15 protein-coding genes are annotated in these 16872 nt (G+C 62.6%); 7 read left to right on the plus strand and 8 right to left on the minus strand.

Features of this window, described 5'->3' with window-relative positions:
• Positions 1 to 636: 636 nt before the first annotated feature.
• Complete coding sequence (locus IVA87_RS23890) at positions 637 to 1368, plus strand: transglutaminase-like cysteine peptidase (RefSeq protein WP_247308063.1); 732 nt, start codon at positions 637 to 639, stop codon at positions 1366 to 1368.
• A gap of 289 nt (positions 1369 to 1657) precedes the next feature.
• On the opposite strand, the gene IVA87_RS23895 is transcribed toward IVA87_RS23890, so the two are convergent.
• From IVA87_RS23895 to IVA87_RS23920, 6 genes are all read right to left on the minus strand, one after another.
• Positions 1658 to 2857 (minus strand): ABC transporter substrate-binding protein, encoded by a 1200-nt coding sequence (locus IVA87_RS23895; protein ID WP_247308060.1) that lies wholly within the window; start codon positions 2855 to 2857, stop codon positions 1658 to 1660.
• Between the two features lie 140 nt (positions 2858 to 2997).
• Complete coding sequence (locus tag IVA87_RS23900) at positions 2998 to 4836, minus strand: AMP-dependent synthetase/ligase (protein WP_247335263.1); 1839 nt, start codon at positions 4834 to 4836, stop codon at positions 2998 to 3000.
• A 78-nt stretch (positions 4837 to 4914) separates the two neighbouring features.
• Positions 4915 to 5703 carry an ABC transporter ATP-binding protein gene (locus tag IVA87_RS23905; protein WP_247308055.1) on the minus strand — a complete coding sequence of 263 codons (789 nt, stop codon included), beginning with the start codon at positions 5701 to 5703 and terminating at the stop codon, positions 4915 to 4917.
• Between the two features lie 4 nt (positions 5704 to 5707).
• Positions 5708 to 6466 carry an ABC transporter ATP-binding protein gene (locus IVA87_RS23910; RefSeq protein ID WP_247308053.1) on the minus strand — a complete coding sequence of 253 codons (759 nt, stop codon included), beginning with the start codon at positions 6464 to 6466 and terminating at the stop codon, positions 5708 to 5710.
• Positions 6463 to 7614, minus strand: a complete 1152-nt coding sequence (locus IVA87_RS23915) for a branched-chain amino acid ABC transporter permease (protein ID WP_247335266.1) — start codon at positions 7612 to 7614, stop codon at positions 6463 to 6465. Before IVA87_RS23915 ends, IVA87_RS23910 begins: the two co-directional genes overlap by 4 nt.
• Positions 7615 to 7619: 5 nt before the next feature.
• A complete protein-coding gene (locus IVA87_RS23920) occupies positions 7620 to 8495 on the minus strand; it encodes a branched-chain amino acid ABC transporter permease (protein WP_247308050.1) in 876 nt (291 codons plus the stop codon).
• Positions 8496 to 8748: 253 nt separating this feature from the next.
• Between IVA87_RS23920 and IVA87_RS23925 the strand changes: the two genes are divergently transcribed.
• From IVA87_RS23925 to IVA87_RS23950, 6 genes are all read left to right on the plus strand, one after another.
• Positions 8749 to 9498: an ABC transporter ATP-binding protein gene (locus tag IVA87_RS23925; protein WP_247308163.1), complete on the plus strand. Its 750-nt coding sequence runs from the start codon at positions 8749 to 8751 to the stop codon at positions 9496 to 9498.
• Complete coding sequence (locus tag IVA87_RS23930) at positions 9495 to 11021, plus strand: permease (RefSeq protein ID WP_247308048.1); 1527 nt, start codon at positions 9495 to 9497, stop codon at positions 11019 to 11021. Before IVA87_RS23925 ends, IVA87_RS23930 begins: the two co-directional genes overlap by 4 nt.
• A gap of 107 nt (positions 11022 to 11128) precedes the next feature.
• Positions 11129 to 11944: an MBL fold metallo-hydrolase gene (locus tag IVA87_RS23935; protein ID WP_247335269.1), complete on the plus strand. Its 816-nt coding sequence runs from the start codon at positions 11129 to 11131 to the stop codon at positions 11942 to 11944.
• Between the two features lie 71 nt (positions 11945 to 12015).
• Positions 12016 to 12960, plus strand: a complete 945-nt coding sequence (locus IVA87_RS23940; protein WP_247335273.1) for an EamA family transporter — start codon at positions 12016 to 12018, stop codon at positions 12958 to 12960.
• Between the two features lie 73 nt (positions 12961 to 13033).
• Entirely contained in the window at positions 13034 to 13555 is a 522-nt protein-coding gene (locus IVA87_RS23945; RefSeq protein WP_247308039.1) for a hypothetical protein, read from the plus strand.
• A gap of 110 nt (positions 13556 to 13665) precedes the next feature.
• Positions 13666 to 14718: an amidohydrolase family protein gene (locus IVA87_RS23950; protein ID WP_247335277.1), complete on the plus strand. Its 1053-nt coding sequence runs from the start codon at positions 13666 to 13668 to the stop codon at positions 14716 to 14718.
• Between the two features lie 85 nt (positions 14719 to 14803).
• Here IVA87_RS23950 and IVA87_RS23955 read toward each other — a convergent pair whose 3' ends face one another.
• Together IVA87_RS23955 and IVA87_RS23960 are read right to left on the minus strand one after the other, a co-directional pair.
• The gene (locus IVA87_RS23955; RefSeq protein ID WP_247308033.1) at positions 14804 to 15259 is read right to left on the minus strand and encodes a cupin domain-containing protein; all 456 of its coding nucleotides are present in this window, start codon (positions 15257 to 15259) and stop codon (positions 14804 to 14806) included.
• Positions 15260 to 15566: 307 nt separating this feature from the next.
• Positions 15567 to 16823: an aminopeptidase gene (locus IVA87_RS23960; RefSeq protein ID WP_247308030.1), complete on the minus strand. Its 1257-nt coding sequence runs from the start codon at positions 16821 to 16823 to the stop codon at positions 15567 to 15569.
• Between the last annotated feature and the right edge of the window lie 49 nt (positions 16824 to 16872).

Consider the following 16872-nt stretch of genomic DNA (forward strand, 5'->3'; position numbering starts at 1 on the left):
AATTTGCCAGCGTAGTTCAACCGCGCACCGTAAAAAGGGTTAAAATCTAAGTAAGTATCGACTGCCTAAGCTTGCATAGCATTACCAACTCCTTAGCGAAACCATCTATTGCTTGTGTGATTTGGCGTCACCGAAGCCGCAGAGGCCCATCGAACCAAGTCTCCTGGAGGACGCGCGGCAATACCGGCAACATTCGGAAGTATAATTTTCAGCTGCCCGAGCTCATTTCGTCGATCTCCACGTATTCTATAGTATAGAATAGGTAAGGAATACTTGTGTCAGCTTTTATTCGGATGCCCGGCAGCACACTGGGGCAAATATGGAGCCAAATCTGTGATCCAGTTAATAGAACGCGTGAAATAGCGAGTCGTTAGCCATAGCGCGTGAAATCACGAATGCACAACCATCACTTGCAGTTGGCTCCATTTCGCGTCGGTGGCGTCCCCCCTCGCCTGTGGCCCGTAAAATTTTACGCAATATGAGCAGGCGCGTTTCAGCCTGTTCCCCGGTTTTGTGACCCCTGCCGGGCGCGTTAAGCAGAACAAAACGGCCCATCTCGCACTATCTGCCCGAAAGCAACGAAGCCGGCACGTCGAGATCGAGAGGGATCTCGCGAAGCCCGGAAGGGGATGTCAGATGGAGACCGCTGCTCGCTGGCGCGCTTGGCGCGCAATCCTTGTCATGTGCGGATTGGTCCTGCTCGGATCGGCCGCTGAGCTTCGCGCCGGGACGCTGCTATCGCCCGGCGCCGGCGTCCTTGTGCGCAAATCCGCCGAGCCGTTCGGCGTGTTCGCCTTCGCCATCTCGTCGGGCGGCCTGCAACGGAAATGGCTCGCGCTGAAGGACAAGCTCGACGACGACATGGTGCAGCTCGCGCTGTGCGATGGCGATCGGGACAATTGCGCATCGCCTGCGGCCCTGAAGCTGCTCGCCATCGTCGACCAGGCTCGTGATCGCGACGGCCGTGCACGGCTGGGCGAAGCCAACCGCGCCATCAACCTCGCCGTCCGAGCCGTCAATGACGGCACCGATGACGTCTGGAGCTCGCCGCTTGCGACCTTCCAGCGCGGCGCCGGCGATTGCGAAGACTACGCTATTGCCAAGCTCGCCGCACTGCGGCTCGCCGGCATTGCCGCTGAAGACCTCCGCATCGTCGTGGTGCGCGACACCCGCGCCGGCGAGGCGCATGCTGTGGCCGCCGCGCGGCTCGACGGCCACTGGCTGATGCTCGACAATCGCCGCATGGCAATGGTCGAGGACGACGCTGCGCGGAGCTATCAGCCGCTGTTCGTGCTCTACCAGTCGGCCGTGATGAAATATGTCGACGAACCCGCGCGGTTCTCGATCGCAGCCACCGAGCCGCGGTGATCGACTTTGTAGCGCGCATGAAGACAACGGGCCGGCGCAAGGCGCTGCCCGCTGCCGTTGCAGGGAGGACGAACTGGCCCCGGTGAATTCGGGGACGGCGGGTGGGGATCGTAGCCGGTCGCGCTTTCTTCCTTCTCCCCTTGCGGGAGAAGGTGGCGCGAAGCGCCGGCTCTGTCTCCGCTCGCAAGACTGCTCGTGAGGATAGAACCCCTCACCGACGTCGCATTCGCGAAGCCACCCTCTCCGGCGAGTGGAGAGGGTGAAGCGTTCGCGCGGCAGAGCGAGCGCATCAAAACATCAGATTGTCCTTCACCAGCACCCAGCGGCCGCCCTTGACCTGCTGTACCTGAGTGATGGTGTTGGCGAGGTGGTCGGTCTTGGAGAACTTGGTCGGGGGCGAGTTGAAGATGTCGAGGAATTTCTCGCCCGATTCGAGCGCGTCCAGCATCTTCTGACCTGTGAGATCCTTGCCCGCCTTCTCCGCGTAGAACGCAAAGGTCATCACCGCGTTGTAGCCGATGATCGCCTGCGTGTTGGCGTCGGTGCCAAACATCTTCTTGTAGTTGACCAGCCAGTCCTTGACCTTGCCCTTAGCGGTGTCCTCGTAAGGAATCTCGAAGCCGCTGGCGGCGTAGAGACCTTCGACGGCTTCCTTGCCGAGCATCGGCACCTCCATCACGTTGGTCGGCGTGGCACCGAGGAAGGTGACGTCCCAGCCGAGTTTCTTGGCTTCGGTCATCGCTCCTATGGTCTCGCGGAGCACAGTGCCGAGCACGACGAGGTCGCAGCCGTCGGACTTCATCTTGGCGATCTGCGCGCTGAAGTCGGAGGCGCCCCGCTTGTAGCTCGTGATCGAAGCCGGCTGAGCCTTCATCGCGGTGAGCTGCTGGTTGAAGCCGTCGAGCACGTTCTTACCGTACTCGTCATCCTGATGCATGATGCAGGGCTTCTTGAAGCCCTTCCACTCCATCATGAATTTCAGCGCGGCCCGCGTGCTCTCGACGTAAGGCAACAGGTTGTTGAACTTCAACCGCTCCTGCGGCTTGGCCGGATCGAACTTGAAGGTGAACTCGGCCGCCGTCAGCGGGAAGAGCTGCAGTACGCCGGCGTCGAAGAGGATGTCCTGCGCGGCGAGGACCGTCGGTGATCCCATAGGCCCCACCATCGCGAAGATCTTGTCGCGCTCGATCAGTTTTTGCGACGCCAACACGGCCTTTTTCGGATCATAGCCGCTGTCCTCGATGACCAGTCGAATCTTGCGGCCATTGATCCCGCCGGACGCATTGATCTCCTCGGTCGCCATCTTCATGCCGTTTGCGACCGGGACGCCCCAACCCTTGATCGGTCCCGACAGGTCCTGGTGAGTGCCGATGACGATCTCGGATGGCGAGATGCCTTCGTTGGTGACCTTGGTTTGCGCCGCGGCCGGCAGACAGGTGAGCACTACGACACTCACAGCAAGGCCGAACGCGCTGAACGATTTCGACATTGACGTCTCCTCTCCTAAAGGCCCGTGTTGGACGAAGGGCGAGGGCCATCGCTCCTCCGCTTGCTCGAATGGCTGGCTTTTCTTTTCTGCACATGCGCCCTGTCGGAAAACCGATTCCCACTCTTCGGGGGGCATGTGGGTCACGCTACCGCACGCTGGCGATACATCCCCTCGATCTCGGCAGCGTAGCGCTTGTTCACGAAGCCGCGCTTCAGCTTCATGGTCGGCGTCAGTTCCTCGTCTTCCGGGGTGAGCTGGCGCTCGATCAGGTAGAACTTCTTGATGGTCTCGACGCGGGCAAAATTGCCGTTGACCCGTTCGATCTCGCGCCAGATCAGGTCCTGAATCTCCGTCGCCCGGCACAGGCTGGCGTAATTGGTGAACGGGATGTCGTGGTCCTGCGCAAATTTCTCGACATTCTCCTGGTCGATCATCACGAGGCAGGTGAGATAAGGCCGCTTGTCGCCGATCACCACGGCATCCGAGATGTAGGGCGAGAATTTGAGCTGGTTCTCGATCTCAGACGGCGTGATGTTCTTGCCGCCCGAGGTGATGATGATGTCCTTCATCCGGTCGGTGATGCGGACGAAGCCTTCATTGTCGATGGTGCCAACATCGCCGGTGTGCAGCCAGCCGCGAGAATCGATGGTTTCGGCGGTCTTCTCCGGCTGGTTCAGGTAACCCATGAACAGGAAGTCACCTTTGATCAGGATCTCGCCGTCGGACGACAGTGCGACCTCCCCCCAGGGGACGGCCGTGCCGACCGAGCCGAGCTTGATCCGCTCCGCCGGCATCATGGTGGCAACCCCGCAATTCTCGGTCTGGCCATAGACTTCGTGCATGTCGATGCCGAGCGCGAGATACCAGCGGATCAGTTCGGGGGCGATCGGCGCGGCGCCGGTGAAGGCGATGCGGCAGCGGTCGAGCCCAATCATGCGGCGAATGTTGCGGAAAGCGACGCGATAGGCGAGACGGTTGGCGAGGCGCAGCGTCAGCGGCGGCCTCCTGCCCTCGAGCCGGCAATCGACCATGCGGTAGCCGATGCCGATGGCGCGGCGATAGACCCATTGCTGAAGCGGCGTCGCATCCTTCAGCGCGATGGTGATGGCGGAATAGAATTTTTCCCAGATCCGTGGCACTGCGAGGAAAACGGTCGGCTGCACCTCGCGCAAATTATCGGGCACGGTCTCCGCACTCTCGGCAAAGTTCATCACCGAGCCGAGCGCGACCGAGATGTAATAGCCGCCGACGCGCTCGGCGACATGGCAGAGCGGCAGAAAGATCAGCCGGTCCTCGTCCTCTTGCGCGGGAATGAAGTCGCTGGCGTGCCGCATCTGATGCGTCACGCTGCGGTTGGCATGCATCGCGCCTTTGGGCGGCCCTGTCGTGCCCGACGTGTAGACGAGGATTGCGAGATCGCTGGCGCCGCGGCTGTCGATCATCTCCTGCCACAGCGTCTCGCGGCCGACCATGTGGTTGCGGCCGAGCGCGCGGAACTCGTCGAGCGACATCACCATGTCGTCGGAGAAGCCGCCGAGGCCCTCCATGTCGAACACGATGATCTTCTGCAAGGTCGGACAGCGCGCCCGGCAGGCGAGGACCTTGTCGAGTTGCTCCTCGTCCTCGACGAAGATCACCTTTGTTCTGGAGTCGTTGACGAGATATTCGACCTGGGAGGATGCGTCGGTCGGATAGATCCCGGAGGAGACGCCTCCGGCGCACAGGATGCCCATGTCGGCATGGACCCATTCGGGCACGGCATTGGCGATGATGGAGGCGACGTCGCCGGGCAAGAAGCCGATCGCGCGAAGCGCATAGGCGACCTCTTTTGAGATATCCAGCCATTGGCGCCAGCTCGTCGGCTGCCAGATGCCGAACTTCTTCTCGCGGATCGCCGGCCTGTCGCCCCGCGTCTCGACGGCGCGCAGGAAGCTCTTCGCGATCGTATCAGCGACCGTCAGCACCGCCGGTCGGGCCATGCACCTCTCCTCCTTGTCGCGATCCCCTCCGTCGCCTGCCTTGCCGGCGGTCTATGTCTTGCGGAGGGGCTCGTCCATCTAACGCCACGTTTTCTTCTTTTTCCAGCGCCGTTCGCCTCTAGCGCCCACTTCCTTGGCGCCAAGGTAAAATTCCTGGATGTCCTGGGAATGCATCAAGCGGTCGCAGGTGTCGTTCATCACGATTCGGCCGATCTCCAGGACATAGCCGTCATGCGCGGTCTCCAGCGCCACCTTGGCGTTCTGCTCGACCAGCAGGATCGACATGCCCTGCTCCTCGTTGACGCGGCGGATGATGGTGAAGATCTCCTTCACCAGCAGCGGCGATAGACCGAGCGAGGGCTCGTCGAGCAGGAGCAGCGTCGGCCGGTTCATCAGGGCGCGGCCGATCGCCAACATCTGCTGCTCGCCGCCGGAGAGCTGACCGGCCGGCTGGTTGATGCGCTCCTTCAGGCGCGGGAAATAGTCGTAGACGCGCTCCAGATCTTCCGCGACGCCGTCACGGTCCCGGCGCGGATAGGCGCCCATCATCAGGTTCTCGCGCACCGAGAGGAACGGGAAGACTTCGCGCCCCTCCGGCACGTGACTGAGGCCGAGCCGCACGATCCTGTCGGCTTCCATGCGCTGGATCGGCTTGCCCATGAACTCGATCGCGCCCTTCTGCGGATCGAGGATGCCGGAGATGGTCTTCAGCACCGTGGTCTTGCCGGCGCCATTGGCGCCGAGCAGCGTGACGATGCGGCCGCGCGGTACCTCCAGCGAGATGCCGCGGATCGCCATGATCGGCCCGTAATAGCTCTCGATGTTCGAGAGTTTCAAGATGGTCTCGGGTGTCGCGGTCGCATCCATAGACTCAGGCCCCCAGATACGCGGCGACGACATCGGGGTGCTGCTGCACCTCGGCCGGCGAGCCCATCGCCAGCACCCGGCCATAGTTGAGGGCAATGACGCGGTCGGAAACGCGGTTGACCAGCGACATGTCGTGCTCGACCATCAGCACGGTGACGCCGAGTTCGTTTTTCATGTCGCGGATCCAGAACGACATGTCGTCGGTCTCCTCGACATTGAGGCCGGAGGACGGCTCATCCAGCAGGATCAGCTTCGGCTCCGAGCACAGCGCGCGCGCCAGCTCGATGACCTTGCGCACGCCATAGGGAAGGCCCGAGATCAGCTTGTCGCGATAGGGTTCGAGATCGAGGAATTCGATCACCTGCTCGACCCGGCGGCGGTGCACCTTCTCGTTGGCCCGTACGCTCGGCAGGAACAGCAGCTCCTGCCAGAGTTGCGTGGTGGAATGGCGGTGGCGTCCAACCAGCAGATTGGAGAGCACGGTCGCGTTCTCGAACAGCTCGATGTTCTGGAAGGTGCGGGCAATACCGAGCTTGGCGATGTCGTAGGGCGGCTGTTCGGTGATGTCCTGGTCCTCGAAGAAGATGCGGCCCGAGGTCGGCCGGTAAATCCGCGAGATCAGGTTGAAGATCGAACTCTTGCCGGCGCCGTTGGGACCGATGATGGAGAGGATCTCGCCTTTCTCGATCGCGAACGAGACCGCATCGACCGCCTTGAGACCGCCGAAGTGCAGCGACAGGTTCTCAGCGCGGAAATAGCTCATCGGTTGCGCTCCGATTTCACGTAGATCTTCTGCCGCTTGAAGGTGGCGCGCTTGTAGAGCGGGAACAGCTGGAAGAAGAGCTTGATCTTGAGCCAGCGGCCGTAGAGGCCGAGCGGCTCGAACAGCACGAACAGCACGATGATGATGCCGTAGATCGCGCCTTTCAGGCCGTTGAGCGAGGCGAAGGCTGCGACCTTGGACTGAATGTTGCCCGCAGTCGCCGAGCTCGCACCAAATGTCGCGGCGATGCCGGCGATCATGCCGGGCATGTCGTCCTTGAGATAGGTCAGGAACGGATCGATCATCACGATAAAGATCGCGCCCAGAACCGCGCCGTGCAGGCTGAAGGCGCCGCCGATCAGGATCACGATGATGAACTCGATCGAGAGCTGCAGCGTGAACATCTCCGGCGAGATGAACGAGAGCTTGTGCGCGAACAGCACCCCGGCAAAACCGGTGATCGCCGCCGAGATCGCAAAGGACTTCACCTTGTAGAGCGCAACATTGACGCCCATGCTGCGCGCCGCCGTCTCGGAGTCGCGGATCGCAACAAAGGCGCGGCCTGTCGGCGAGCGCAGCAGATTGAGCGTGCCGACGATGGTCAGCACCAGCACGGCAAGGCAGAGGTAATAGAAGGTCGGGCTGTCGCGCGGGACCGTGACGCCGAGCAGCGATAGCGTCTTGACCCGCATGCCTTCATTGCCGTTGGTGACGCTCTCCCAGCGCGCCAGGATCTCCTCGACGATCAAGGCAAAGGAGATGGTGGCGATGACGAGATAGATGCCGGTCAGGCGCAGGGCGGGAAAGCCGACCATCGCGCCGATGATGCCGGTCAGCAGTCCTGCGGCGAGGAAGTAGACCGGGAACGGCACGTTGTATTTCTGCAAATACGCCGCGGTATAGGCCCCGATCGCGAGGAACGCTGCGTGCCCGAGCGAGGCCTGGCCGGTAAACCCGGTCAGGATCAGCAGCGCCACGCCGACGGTCGCATAGATGCAGACGAAGACGAGCTGGCTCATCAGGTAGCTGGAGAGCACATACGGCGCGATCAGCAGCAGTGCGAGCAGGGCGCCATAGGTGGCGACGTAGCCCGAGTGCGGAAACAGCTTGATGTCGTCCTCATAATCGGTCTTGAACAGAAAGCGCATGGCGTTCAGACCTTCTTGCGGACGTGGAGACCGAACAGGCCTTCAGGTTTCAAGAGCAGCACGGCGAGCAGCACGATATAGGGTGCGACGTCCTTCCAACCTTCGGCCAGATAAAAGCCGGCCATGCTCTCGATCACGCCGATCAGCACGCCGCCGACGACTGCGCCCGGGATCGAGCCGAAGCCGCCGAGCACGGCGGCGGGAAAGGCCTTTAGGCCGAGCACGAGGCCGACATTGGAATGGATGAAGGTGATCGGCGCCAGCAGCACGCCGGCGCAGGTGGCGACCGCCGCGCTAATGGCCCAGACGATCGACACCACGCGCTTGACCGGAATACCCATGTAATAGGCCGCCAGCATGTTCTCGGAACTGGCACGCATCGCAGTGCCAAGCGTGGTCTTGTTGAAGAACAGCCATAGCAGCGCGCACAGGATCATTGTTGCTGCGATCACCGAGAGCTTGTCGTAGGCAAGGACCAGAGAGCCCATGCGCAGCACCCCCTGGCTGAAGGGGGTCTCGATTTTCAAGTCGTCGGTGCCCCAGATCATGCCGGCGATCGAGCGCAAGAAATAGCCGAGGCCGATCGTCGCCATGATGATGGAGAATTGTGGATAGCCGAGGATCGGCCGCACCACCACGCGCTCCGCCAGCATGCCGAACAGCGCCATGGCGGCTATGGCACCGGCAAAGCCGATCCAGTAGTTCAGACCCATCATGCCGATGAAGGTGAAGGCGAAGAAACCGCCGAGCATCATCAGGTCGCCCTGGGCGAAATTGACGACCTCGGTGGCCTTGTAGACGAGCACGAAGCCGAGCGCGATCAGGCCGTAGACGCAGCCGAGCGCAACACCGCTGACCAGCTGCTGAACGAAATCCAGCATCGCCGCGCATCCTCCCGACGCAACCAACGGTTCTTCTTGACCGCCTTGTTGCATCTTGTGTCCAGTCGCTACGCAGTCGTTTCGCTGCGTCAGCGCCATTTGTCCGAGGCCAATTCAGCCTGAACCGCCAAGCGCTGTCAACAAACGGTGACTTGCCTTTAGGATGACGGAATTTGTCGGCCGTAAATTCACGGTGCCGAAACATCTTAAAGTCATGGTCGCGGACGATGCAAAACCGGATGGTGTGGCCGTCATGAAGCCGGACAGCTCGGCGCTGGAAGTCCTGGGGTTAACGAAGCGTTTTGACCGTTTGGCGGTCGATGGCCTCGATCTCACTATTCATGCCGGCGAATTCTATGCCCTGGTCGGCCCTAACGGCGCCGGCAAGACCACCACCCTGCGCATGGTTGCAGGCCTGCTGCGGCCCGATGCCGGACGCGTCTCGATCTTCGGCATCGATGCGCTCCAAAATCCGGTCGCCGCCAAGCAGATGATGGCATGGGTGTCCGACGAGCCGATGATCTACGACAAGCTGACGCCGCTCGAATATCTCGAGTTCGTCGCCGGTCTCTGGGGTATCGCGCCGTCCAGCTCGGAACCTGTTGCGCAGGAGCTTCTCGGCTCGCTTGGCCTCGAGTCGCATCGGCACGAACGCTGCGAAGGCTTTTCCAAAGGCATGCGCCAGAAGGTGGCGCTGGCCGGCGCGCTGGTGCACGATCCCCGCCTCATCATCCTCGACGAGCCGCTGACGGGGCTCGATGCCGTTTCCGCCCGCCATGTGAAGGGCCTCCTCAGCGAGCGCGTCCGCGCCGGCTGCACCGTCATCATGACCACGCATATTCTCGAGGTCGCCGAGCGCATGGCCGACCGCATCGGCGTGATCGCATCGGGCCATCTGGTCGCCGAAGGCACGCTTGACGAACTGCGCCGGCAGAACGGCCATGATGATACCAGCCTGGAAGACCTTTTCATCGCGCTGGTGACGTTTCCGGACGCCGCATGAGCTCGGCGACCGCGATCTCCTGGTTCGCTCGTCACGAGCTCCGGCTCGCCTGGCGCGAATGGTTTGCCATGATGACCGGCGGCCAGCGCAAGCGAGCGCGCGCCGCCCTCATCGGCCTGTTGTTCTTCGCAGCACTCCTGCACGTGCCGGCCTGGGCGGTGATCGGCCGCTTCGCCGATCTGCAACTGCCGCTCGACAAGTCCTCGCTGATCGTGATCTCGGCGACGATCTTTCTGGCCTGGAGCTTGATGCTGTCGCAGGCGATCGAATCGGTGACACGGGTGTTTTACGCCCGTGCCGATCTCGACCTCATCATGTCCTCGCCGGCGAGGCTGGCCAACCTGTTCTCGGTCCGCATTGCCGCGATCGCGCTGACCGTCACGGTGATGGCGCTGCTGTTCTCGACGCCCTTCATCGACGTGCTGGTGATCGGCGGCGGTGCGCGATGGCTCAGCGCGTTGGGCGTCGTGGTCGCGATGGGCCTGTCGGCGGCGGCGATCGCTATTGCCGTCACCATTCTCCTGTTTCGGCTGATCGGGCCGGCGCGGACGCGCTTGATCGCCCAGATCCTCGCCGCGGTCATCGGCGCTGGCTTCGTGATCGCGCTCCAGGTCGCCGCGATCATGTCCTACGGCACGCTGTCGCGCTTCACCATCCTGACCTCGGGTAGCCTCGCCGCCTACGCGCCCGATGTCGACAGCATCTGGTGGTGGCCGGCGCGGGCGACCATGGGCGACTGCGAGGCGCTGTTGCTGCTTCTCGCGCTCGGGCTCGTGCTGCTCGGAAGCGTCATGGCGATCTTTTCGGGCCGCTTTGCCGATACTGCCATCGATGCGGCGGCGTATGGCGCATCCGGCCGCGTGCGCGCGAAGGAGCGCCCGTTCCGCGGCGGATCGCGGCAGCAGGCGCTGCGACGCAAGGAATTTTCGCTGCTCTGGCGCGATCCCTGGCTGATCTCGCAGACCCTGATGCAGCTGCTCTATCTGGTGCCGCCGGCGCTGCTGCTCTGGCGAAATTTTGCCGATAGCTCGGCAGCGCTGACGCTGATCACGCCTGTCATCGTAATGGCGGCCGGACAGCTCGCCGGCGGGCTTGCCTGGCTGACCATCTCGGGCGAGGACGCGCCCGACCTGGTCGCGACCGCGCCGCTGACGCCATCCAGCGTCATCCGTGCCAAGATCGAGGTGGTGCTGATCGCGACCGCCGTGATCTTCTGCCCTCTGGTGGCGGCGCTGGCCTTCGCCTCGCCAATCCAGGCGGCAATTAGCGCCGGCGCAATCATCATCAGTGCGGCCTCCGCCACCGCGATCCAGCTCTGGTTCCGGGTGCAGGCCCGGCGCAGCCAATTCCGCCGCCGCCAGACCTCCTCGCGGCTTGCGACTTTTGCCGAAGCCTTCTCCTCGATCGGTTGGGCCGCGACTGCGGCGCTGCTGCTCGCTCTCCCCATCGCCGGCCTCATCAGCGGCCTGATCACAGCTAGCCTCATTGCCATCACCTGGAAGTTCAGCCCGCGGCGTGAATAAGCCACGCCAGCGAAAGGTGCGACACTGACGCGCTGTTGATCGCAGCCCATTGGCCACGCGCCGCATTGCACGCTAGACTTTCTCGTGAAGTCATCGGGGACGGATGCATGTGGCGACTGGTTTGGGCGGCTTTGGTGCTGTTCGGCGTATCCCTCGCACCTACCCTCGCCCAACAGCCACCTCAACTCAGCGAGTGTCTGGCGATGGCGAACGCGGCGCCGCGCGCGCTGCCGGTCGCGTTCCGGCAGGCCGCCGGCTCAGCCGAGGTCGAGATCACCTATGCCGGCCACTCCACCTATTTCATCGATACGCCCGGGGGCCTGCGCATCGCCACCGACTATAGCGGCGCCTATCAGGTGGGACCGCTGCCCGACGTCGTCACCATGAACCGTGCGCACAGCACGCACTACACCCTATTCCCGGACAAGCGCATTCCTCATGTGCTGCACGGCTGGGGCGTGGATGGCAAGCCGGCGATTATATCGGAGCGCATCGGCGATACCTTCATCCGCAACGTCACCACCGACATCCGCCGCTATTTCGGCGACGATTCTGGCGCCGACATGATCCGCGACGGCAACTCGATCTTCATCTTCGAGGTCGCCGGCCTCTGCATCGGTCATCTCGGTCATCTTCATCACAAGCTCGACGACAGCCATTTCGCCCAGATCGGGCGGCTCGACATCGTGATGGTGCCGATCGACGGCACCTACACCATGTCACTGGACGGCATCTCCGAGATCACCAAACGGCTGCGCGCCTCGGTGGTGCTGCCGATGCACCGCTTCGCCACCCCGCTCGACGATTTCATGCGCCGGATCAGCCAGCAGTTCGAGATCGATCAGCGCATCGAGCGGTCGTTCCGGATCTCGCGGGATGCGCTGCCGTCGAAGCCGACGGTGATCATCCTCGACGGGGTCTGACGCGCGAAGCCGGAACACATGAACGTCCTCTGACTTGGTTTGCTTCAAGATCATCCTTGCTCGGAGCAATCATGAGCAGACGGTTTCTTATCCTCGGCTCATTCACCGCGATATATTTGCTGTGGGGTTCCACCTACTTTGCCATCACATTGGGCCTAAAATCGATCCCGCCATTTTTGCTGATGGCGCTCCGCTCGTTCTGCGGCGGCATTGCGCTATTGGCGATGAGCGGTGGGCAGGTCGCAAGCATATCCTCGCAGGCGTGGGCGCGGGCGAGCCTTTGCGGACTGCTCTTCTTCGTCGGCTGCCACGGCGTGCTCGCTTATGCCCAGCAATCGATTCCTTCGGGCGCGGCAGCGATCGTGCTCGCTACCATCCCGTTCTGGATCTTGCTGATCGATGTCTTGTTCCCCGACGATCAGCGACCAAAGCCCCTCGCCCTGCTGGCGCTCGTGCCCGGCTTCTTCGGCGTTGGCCTCGTGGCGCGGCAGAACGTCGAGCAGGCCGGCATCAGCATTCTTCCCGTCGTCCTTCTCCTGGCTGCGGCCTTGTCATGGTCGGTCGGGACCGTCCTGTCCCGGAGCATGTCGCACCAGGCGTCGGCCATCCTGCTGTCGGGCATGCAGCTTACGATCGGCGGTGCCGTGTTGTTCGCAATCAGTTGGCTGACCGGCGAGATCGGAAGCTTCAGGCCGAGCGACGTCTCGCTGACTTCGCTTGCGGCGGCGCTTTGGCTGATCATCTCAGGCAGCGTGATCGGATTCGTCGCCTACAATTGGCTACTGGAAAACGTCTCGACCTCGTTCGTATCGACCTACACTTTCGTCAACCCGGTGATCGCAGTGCTGCTCGGTACTGTCATACTGGGCGAGCCATTTTCACGTCTGATGCTGCTTGGCGCGGGCCTCGTCATTGTCTCCATCATCGTCATCTGGCTGGCGGAACGTTCAGCGAGCCGGCGAACGAACGACGCGACCGATCGCGGCGTGAGGCATCTGTCGCCACGCCAGACCTGACGACCGCGGACGGCAATTTTCTCCAAGTCACTAAGGCACGTTCGTGCTGATCTCGTCGCAAGAGGAGATCGACATGACAGATTTTGCGAGACTGTTGCATGCGGACGGACCGAACCCAGAGCACGCGGCGGCGCTGCAGCTTTACGGTCGTTTTGTCGGCGACTGGGACGCCGAAATCACCGCCCACGGGCTCGATGGAACCAAACACACAGCGTCAGGCGAAATCCATTTCGGCTGGGTACTGGAGGGGCGCGCCGTGCAGGACGTCTGGATGATTCCTCGTCCCGCCGGCAGCCCGGCCTTTCCGATCGCCGGCAATTGGTACGGCACGACGCTACGTGTCTATGACCCAACCATTGCCGCGTGGCGGATTTCCTGGTTCGATCCAGGCCGCAGCGTGTTCCGCCAGCAGATCGGCCGTCCGCGCGGCGACGATATCGTACAGGAAGGCACGACCGAAGCCGGTGAGCTGACGCGCTGGAGCTTTACGGAGATCACCGACGATTCCTTCCACTGGCTCGGGGAGGTCAGGCCGGCCGCCGTAGCGGACTGGCGGCTGATGGTCGATGTGAAAGCAAAGCGGCGCGAGGGCTGACGAGGGTGCCGCTGTGCTCGCGATGACGGGTGCGGTTGCATGACGCGCGCTGCCGCGTGACGAAATGAGGTGTTAGGCTCTCAGCACAAAAACAGAGGGAGCGAACGCCGATGGCCGCAAGTGGGTTGCCCGCCAATACGAGCGGACTGTTTGTCGAGCCGCGCGAGGACTGGCTTGCGCAGCACCAGGAGGAGATCATCGATGCGCCCCGGCCGATCGTCGATCCTCACCACCATCTCTGGAATCGCGGGCACCGCTATCTGATCGAGGAGATGGCGGCCGACATCGCCTCCGGCCACAACGTCGTCGCAACCGTCTACGTCGATTGCCGCTCGATGTATCGTGCGCATGGGCCAGAGGCGTTCCGGCCCGTCGGCGAGGTCGAGTTCGCCGATGGCGTCGCCGCGATGAGCGCGAGCGGTGGTTACGGCAGGGCGGCGATCTGTGCGGGCATCGTCAGCCACGCCAATCTGCTGCTGGGCGACGCGGCCAAGCCGGTGCTGGAAGCGGAGATCGCGGCGGGCAACGGCCGCTTCCGCGGCATCAGGCATTCCTCGGCCTGGGACGAAGACCCCGTCGTCGCCGGCATGTATGCGAACCGGCCGAAGGGCCTTTTGCAGGATTCGACCTTCCGCAAGGGATTTGCCTGCCTCGCGCCGCTGAACCTCAGCTTCGATGCCTGGCTGTTTCATCCGCAGATCGGGGAGTTGACCGAGCTTGCGCGCGCCTTCCCCGACACCAGAATCGTGCTCGACCATTGTGGCGGCCCCGCCGGCGTCGGCCGCTTTGCGGGACGGCGCGAGGAGGTGTTTTCGCAATGGCGCGCCTCGATCCGCGAGATCGCGAAATGCGAGAACGTGGTGGTTAAGCTCGGCGGGCTCGCGATGTGCCTGCTCGGCTATGACTTCCATCTGCGCGAGAGGCCGCCATCATCCGAGGAGCTTGCCACAGCCTGGCGGCCTTATGTCGAAACCTGCATCGAGGCATTTGGCCCGAGGCGCGCGATGTTCGAGAGCAATTTCCCGCCGGACAAGGGCCAGTGCAGCTATCACGTGATCTTCAACGCCTTCAAGCGCATCGCAGCGGCCCTGAGCGAGGCCGAAAAGACGGCGCTGTTCTCGCAGACCGCGATCGATTTCTATCGGCTCGAACTGCCGTCGTGACGAGAAGAGGGGCCGGGATGTTGATCCCGACCCCTCTTCCGTCGTAGCCGCTGGGAAGCGTCCTTGAAAACGTATTGTTCGGGCTCTAGCCGGCGCCCATCAACGAAGCTGGACGGCGCTCGCCGCTGGAGGTGAACATCTTCTTGAGCTTGTTGACCACACGGATCAGAAGGCCGATCATCACCGGATTGGTCTTGCGGCAGAAGGCGATCTTCTTGACGTGCCCTTCGACATGCCATTTGGCATGCGCGCCGTCGCGGAAGAAAATGACGTCGCCGGGACCGTAGCGCTTCGGCGGCATACCGTCGCTTTCGAGCACGATCGATCCTTCCATGATCATGATCGTCTCGTCGATATCGTAGTACCAGTTGAAGCGCCCTTCAGTGCAGGCCCAGATGATGGTTTGGGCCGTGCCGTCGGCGCTGGTGGACAGGACGCGCGAGCGCGACACCGGGTTACCCTCGATGATCCAGGACGGCTCGATCGGCCGCAGCTCCAGATCCACATTGCAACTGCCGATCTCAATCATGGCGCGCGACATCTGTTTCCTCAGGGAATGAAATAAGTTTGACCGGGTCGGAGCCCGGATTGTTTCAATGATCCTCGCAACGCTAGTGATCGGCTTTTAATTCTTCCTTACGCAGGCCTCGACAATCGACCGTAGTTGAAGCCGCAAAGCGCGTTAACGCCGTGATTTCCTGCCAATTGGCCTATGTGAACCCATCTTTTCCGGGGGTGCGACAAAATGCGCGAACGTGACCATCGAGGGAGTCATGGAGGCTCCTCGCGCTCGAGGTTCTGACAGCGAACCACCGTGCTCACCTCTCCTACAAGAGAGGTAAAGCAGGTTACTTCGCCCACTCGCCCTTGCGGAACACCGGCACCTTGCTGCCGTCGGCGAGAATGCCGTCGATGTCGGTCTCGGCCGAGCCGATCATCCAGTCGATATGGATCAGGCTCTGGTTGCCGCCCTGCGCGGCGATCTGCTGCGGCGTGAGCTGCGCGCCGTTGACGAAGCATTTCGAGTAGCACTGGCCGAGCGCGATGTGGGACGCCGCGTTCTCGTCGAACAGCGTGTTGTAGAACAACAGTCCGCTCTGCGAGATCGGCGAGGAATGCGGCACCAGCGCCACCTCGCCGAGGCGGCGCGCGCCCTCGTCGGTGTCGAGCACCTTATTCAGCACCTCCGCGCCGCGCGAGGCCTTTGCGTCGACGATCTTGCCGTCCTCGAAGCGCACCGAGATGTTGTCGATCAGGGTGCCCTGGTAGGACAGCGGCTTCGAGCTCACGACGTGGCCGTAGACGCGGCGGCAATGCGGCGTGGTGAAGACCTCTTCGGTCGGGATGTTGGCGTTGCAGCTGATGCCGTTCTTGGAGAGCGAGGCGCCGCCCTCCCATTCATGGCCATCGGCAAGTCCGATGGTGAGGTCGGTGCCCGGCCCCGAATATTGCAGCGCGCGGAAACGCTGGCCATTGAGCCAGCTGGTGCGCTCGCGCAGCACCGCATTGTGGCTCGCCCAGTTGCTAATCGCGTCTTCACGGTCGACGCGGGACGCCGCAAAGATTGCATCCGCGAGCTTGCCGATTGCGACGTCCTCAGGATCGTCAGGAAACACCTGCCTGGCCCAGGACGGGCTCGGGTAAGCAATGATGTTCCAGTTGGTGTCGAAATTGACGATTTTTTCCAGCGCCGGTTGATAGGCCATGGAATTGGCCTTGCTGGCGCGCGCCACCTTGGAGGGATCCTCGCCCGACAGCAGCATCGGATTGTCGCCGACGATGGCGAGCCGTGCGGTGTTGTCCGAGAATGCCTTGGCCATGCCCTCATACAGCCAGCCGGCAGCACGATCGAAACTATCGTCGTGACCGAAGCGGTAGCGCGCCAGCGTCATCTCCTCATCCGACAGGATCGGCGTTACGATCCCGGCGCCGGCCTTGTAGGCGTGCACGGCGATCCGCCGCACCAGCGGCAGCGCGATCGCAGGCGCCGTCAGAAGAAGATCCTGCCCCGGCCGCAAACCCAGCCCCACCTTCACCGCCACCTCGGCCAGCCGGTCGAGTTTCGCGGGATCGATGGGAGAAGCGGAATTGCGGTGATCAGTCATACGGGGCCCTCTGCCGTCTCTCGTTCAATCTAAGCCTAGGATCGCAAGG

The sequence above is a fragment of the Bradyrhizobium sp. 147 genome, from assembly GCF_023073935.1.
Classification (GTDB): domain Bacteria; phylum Pseudomonadota; class Alphaproteobacteria; order Rhizobiales; family Xanthobacteraceae; genus Bradyrhizobium.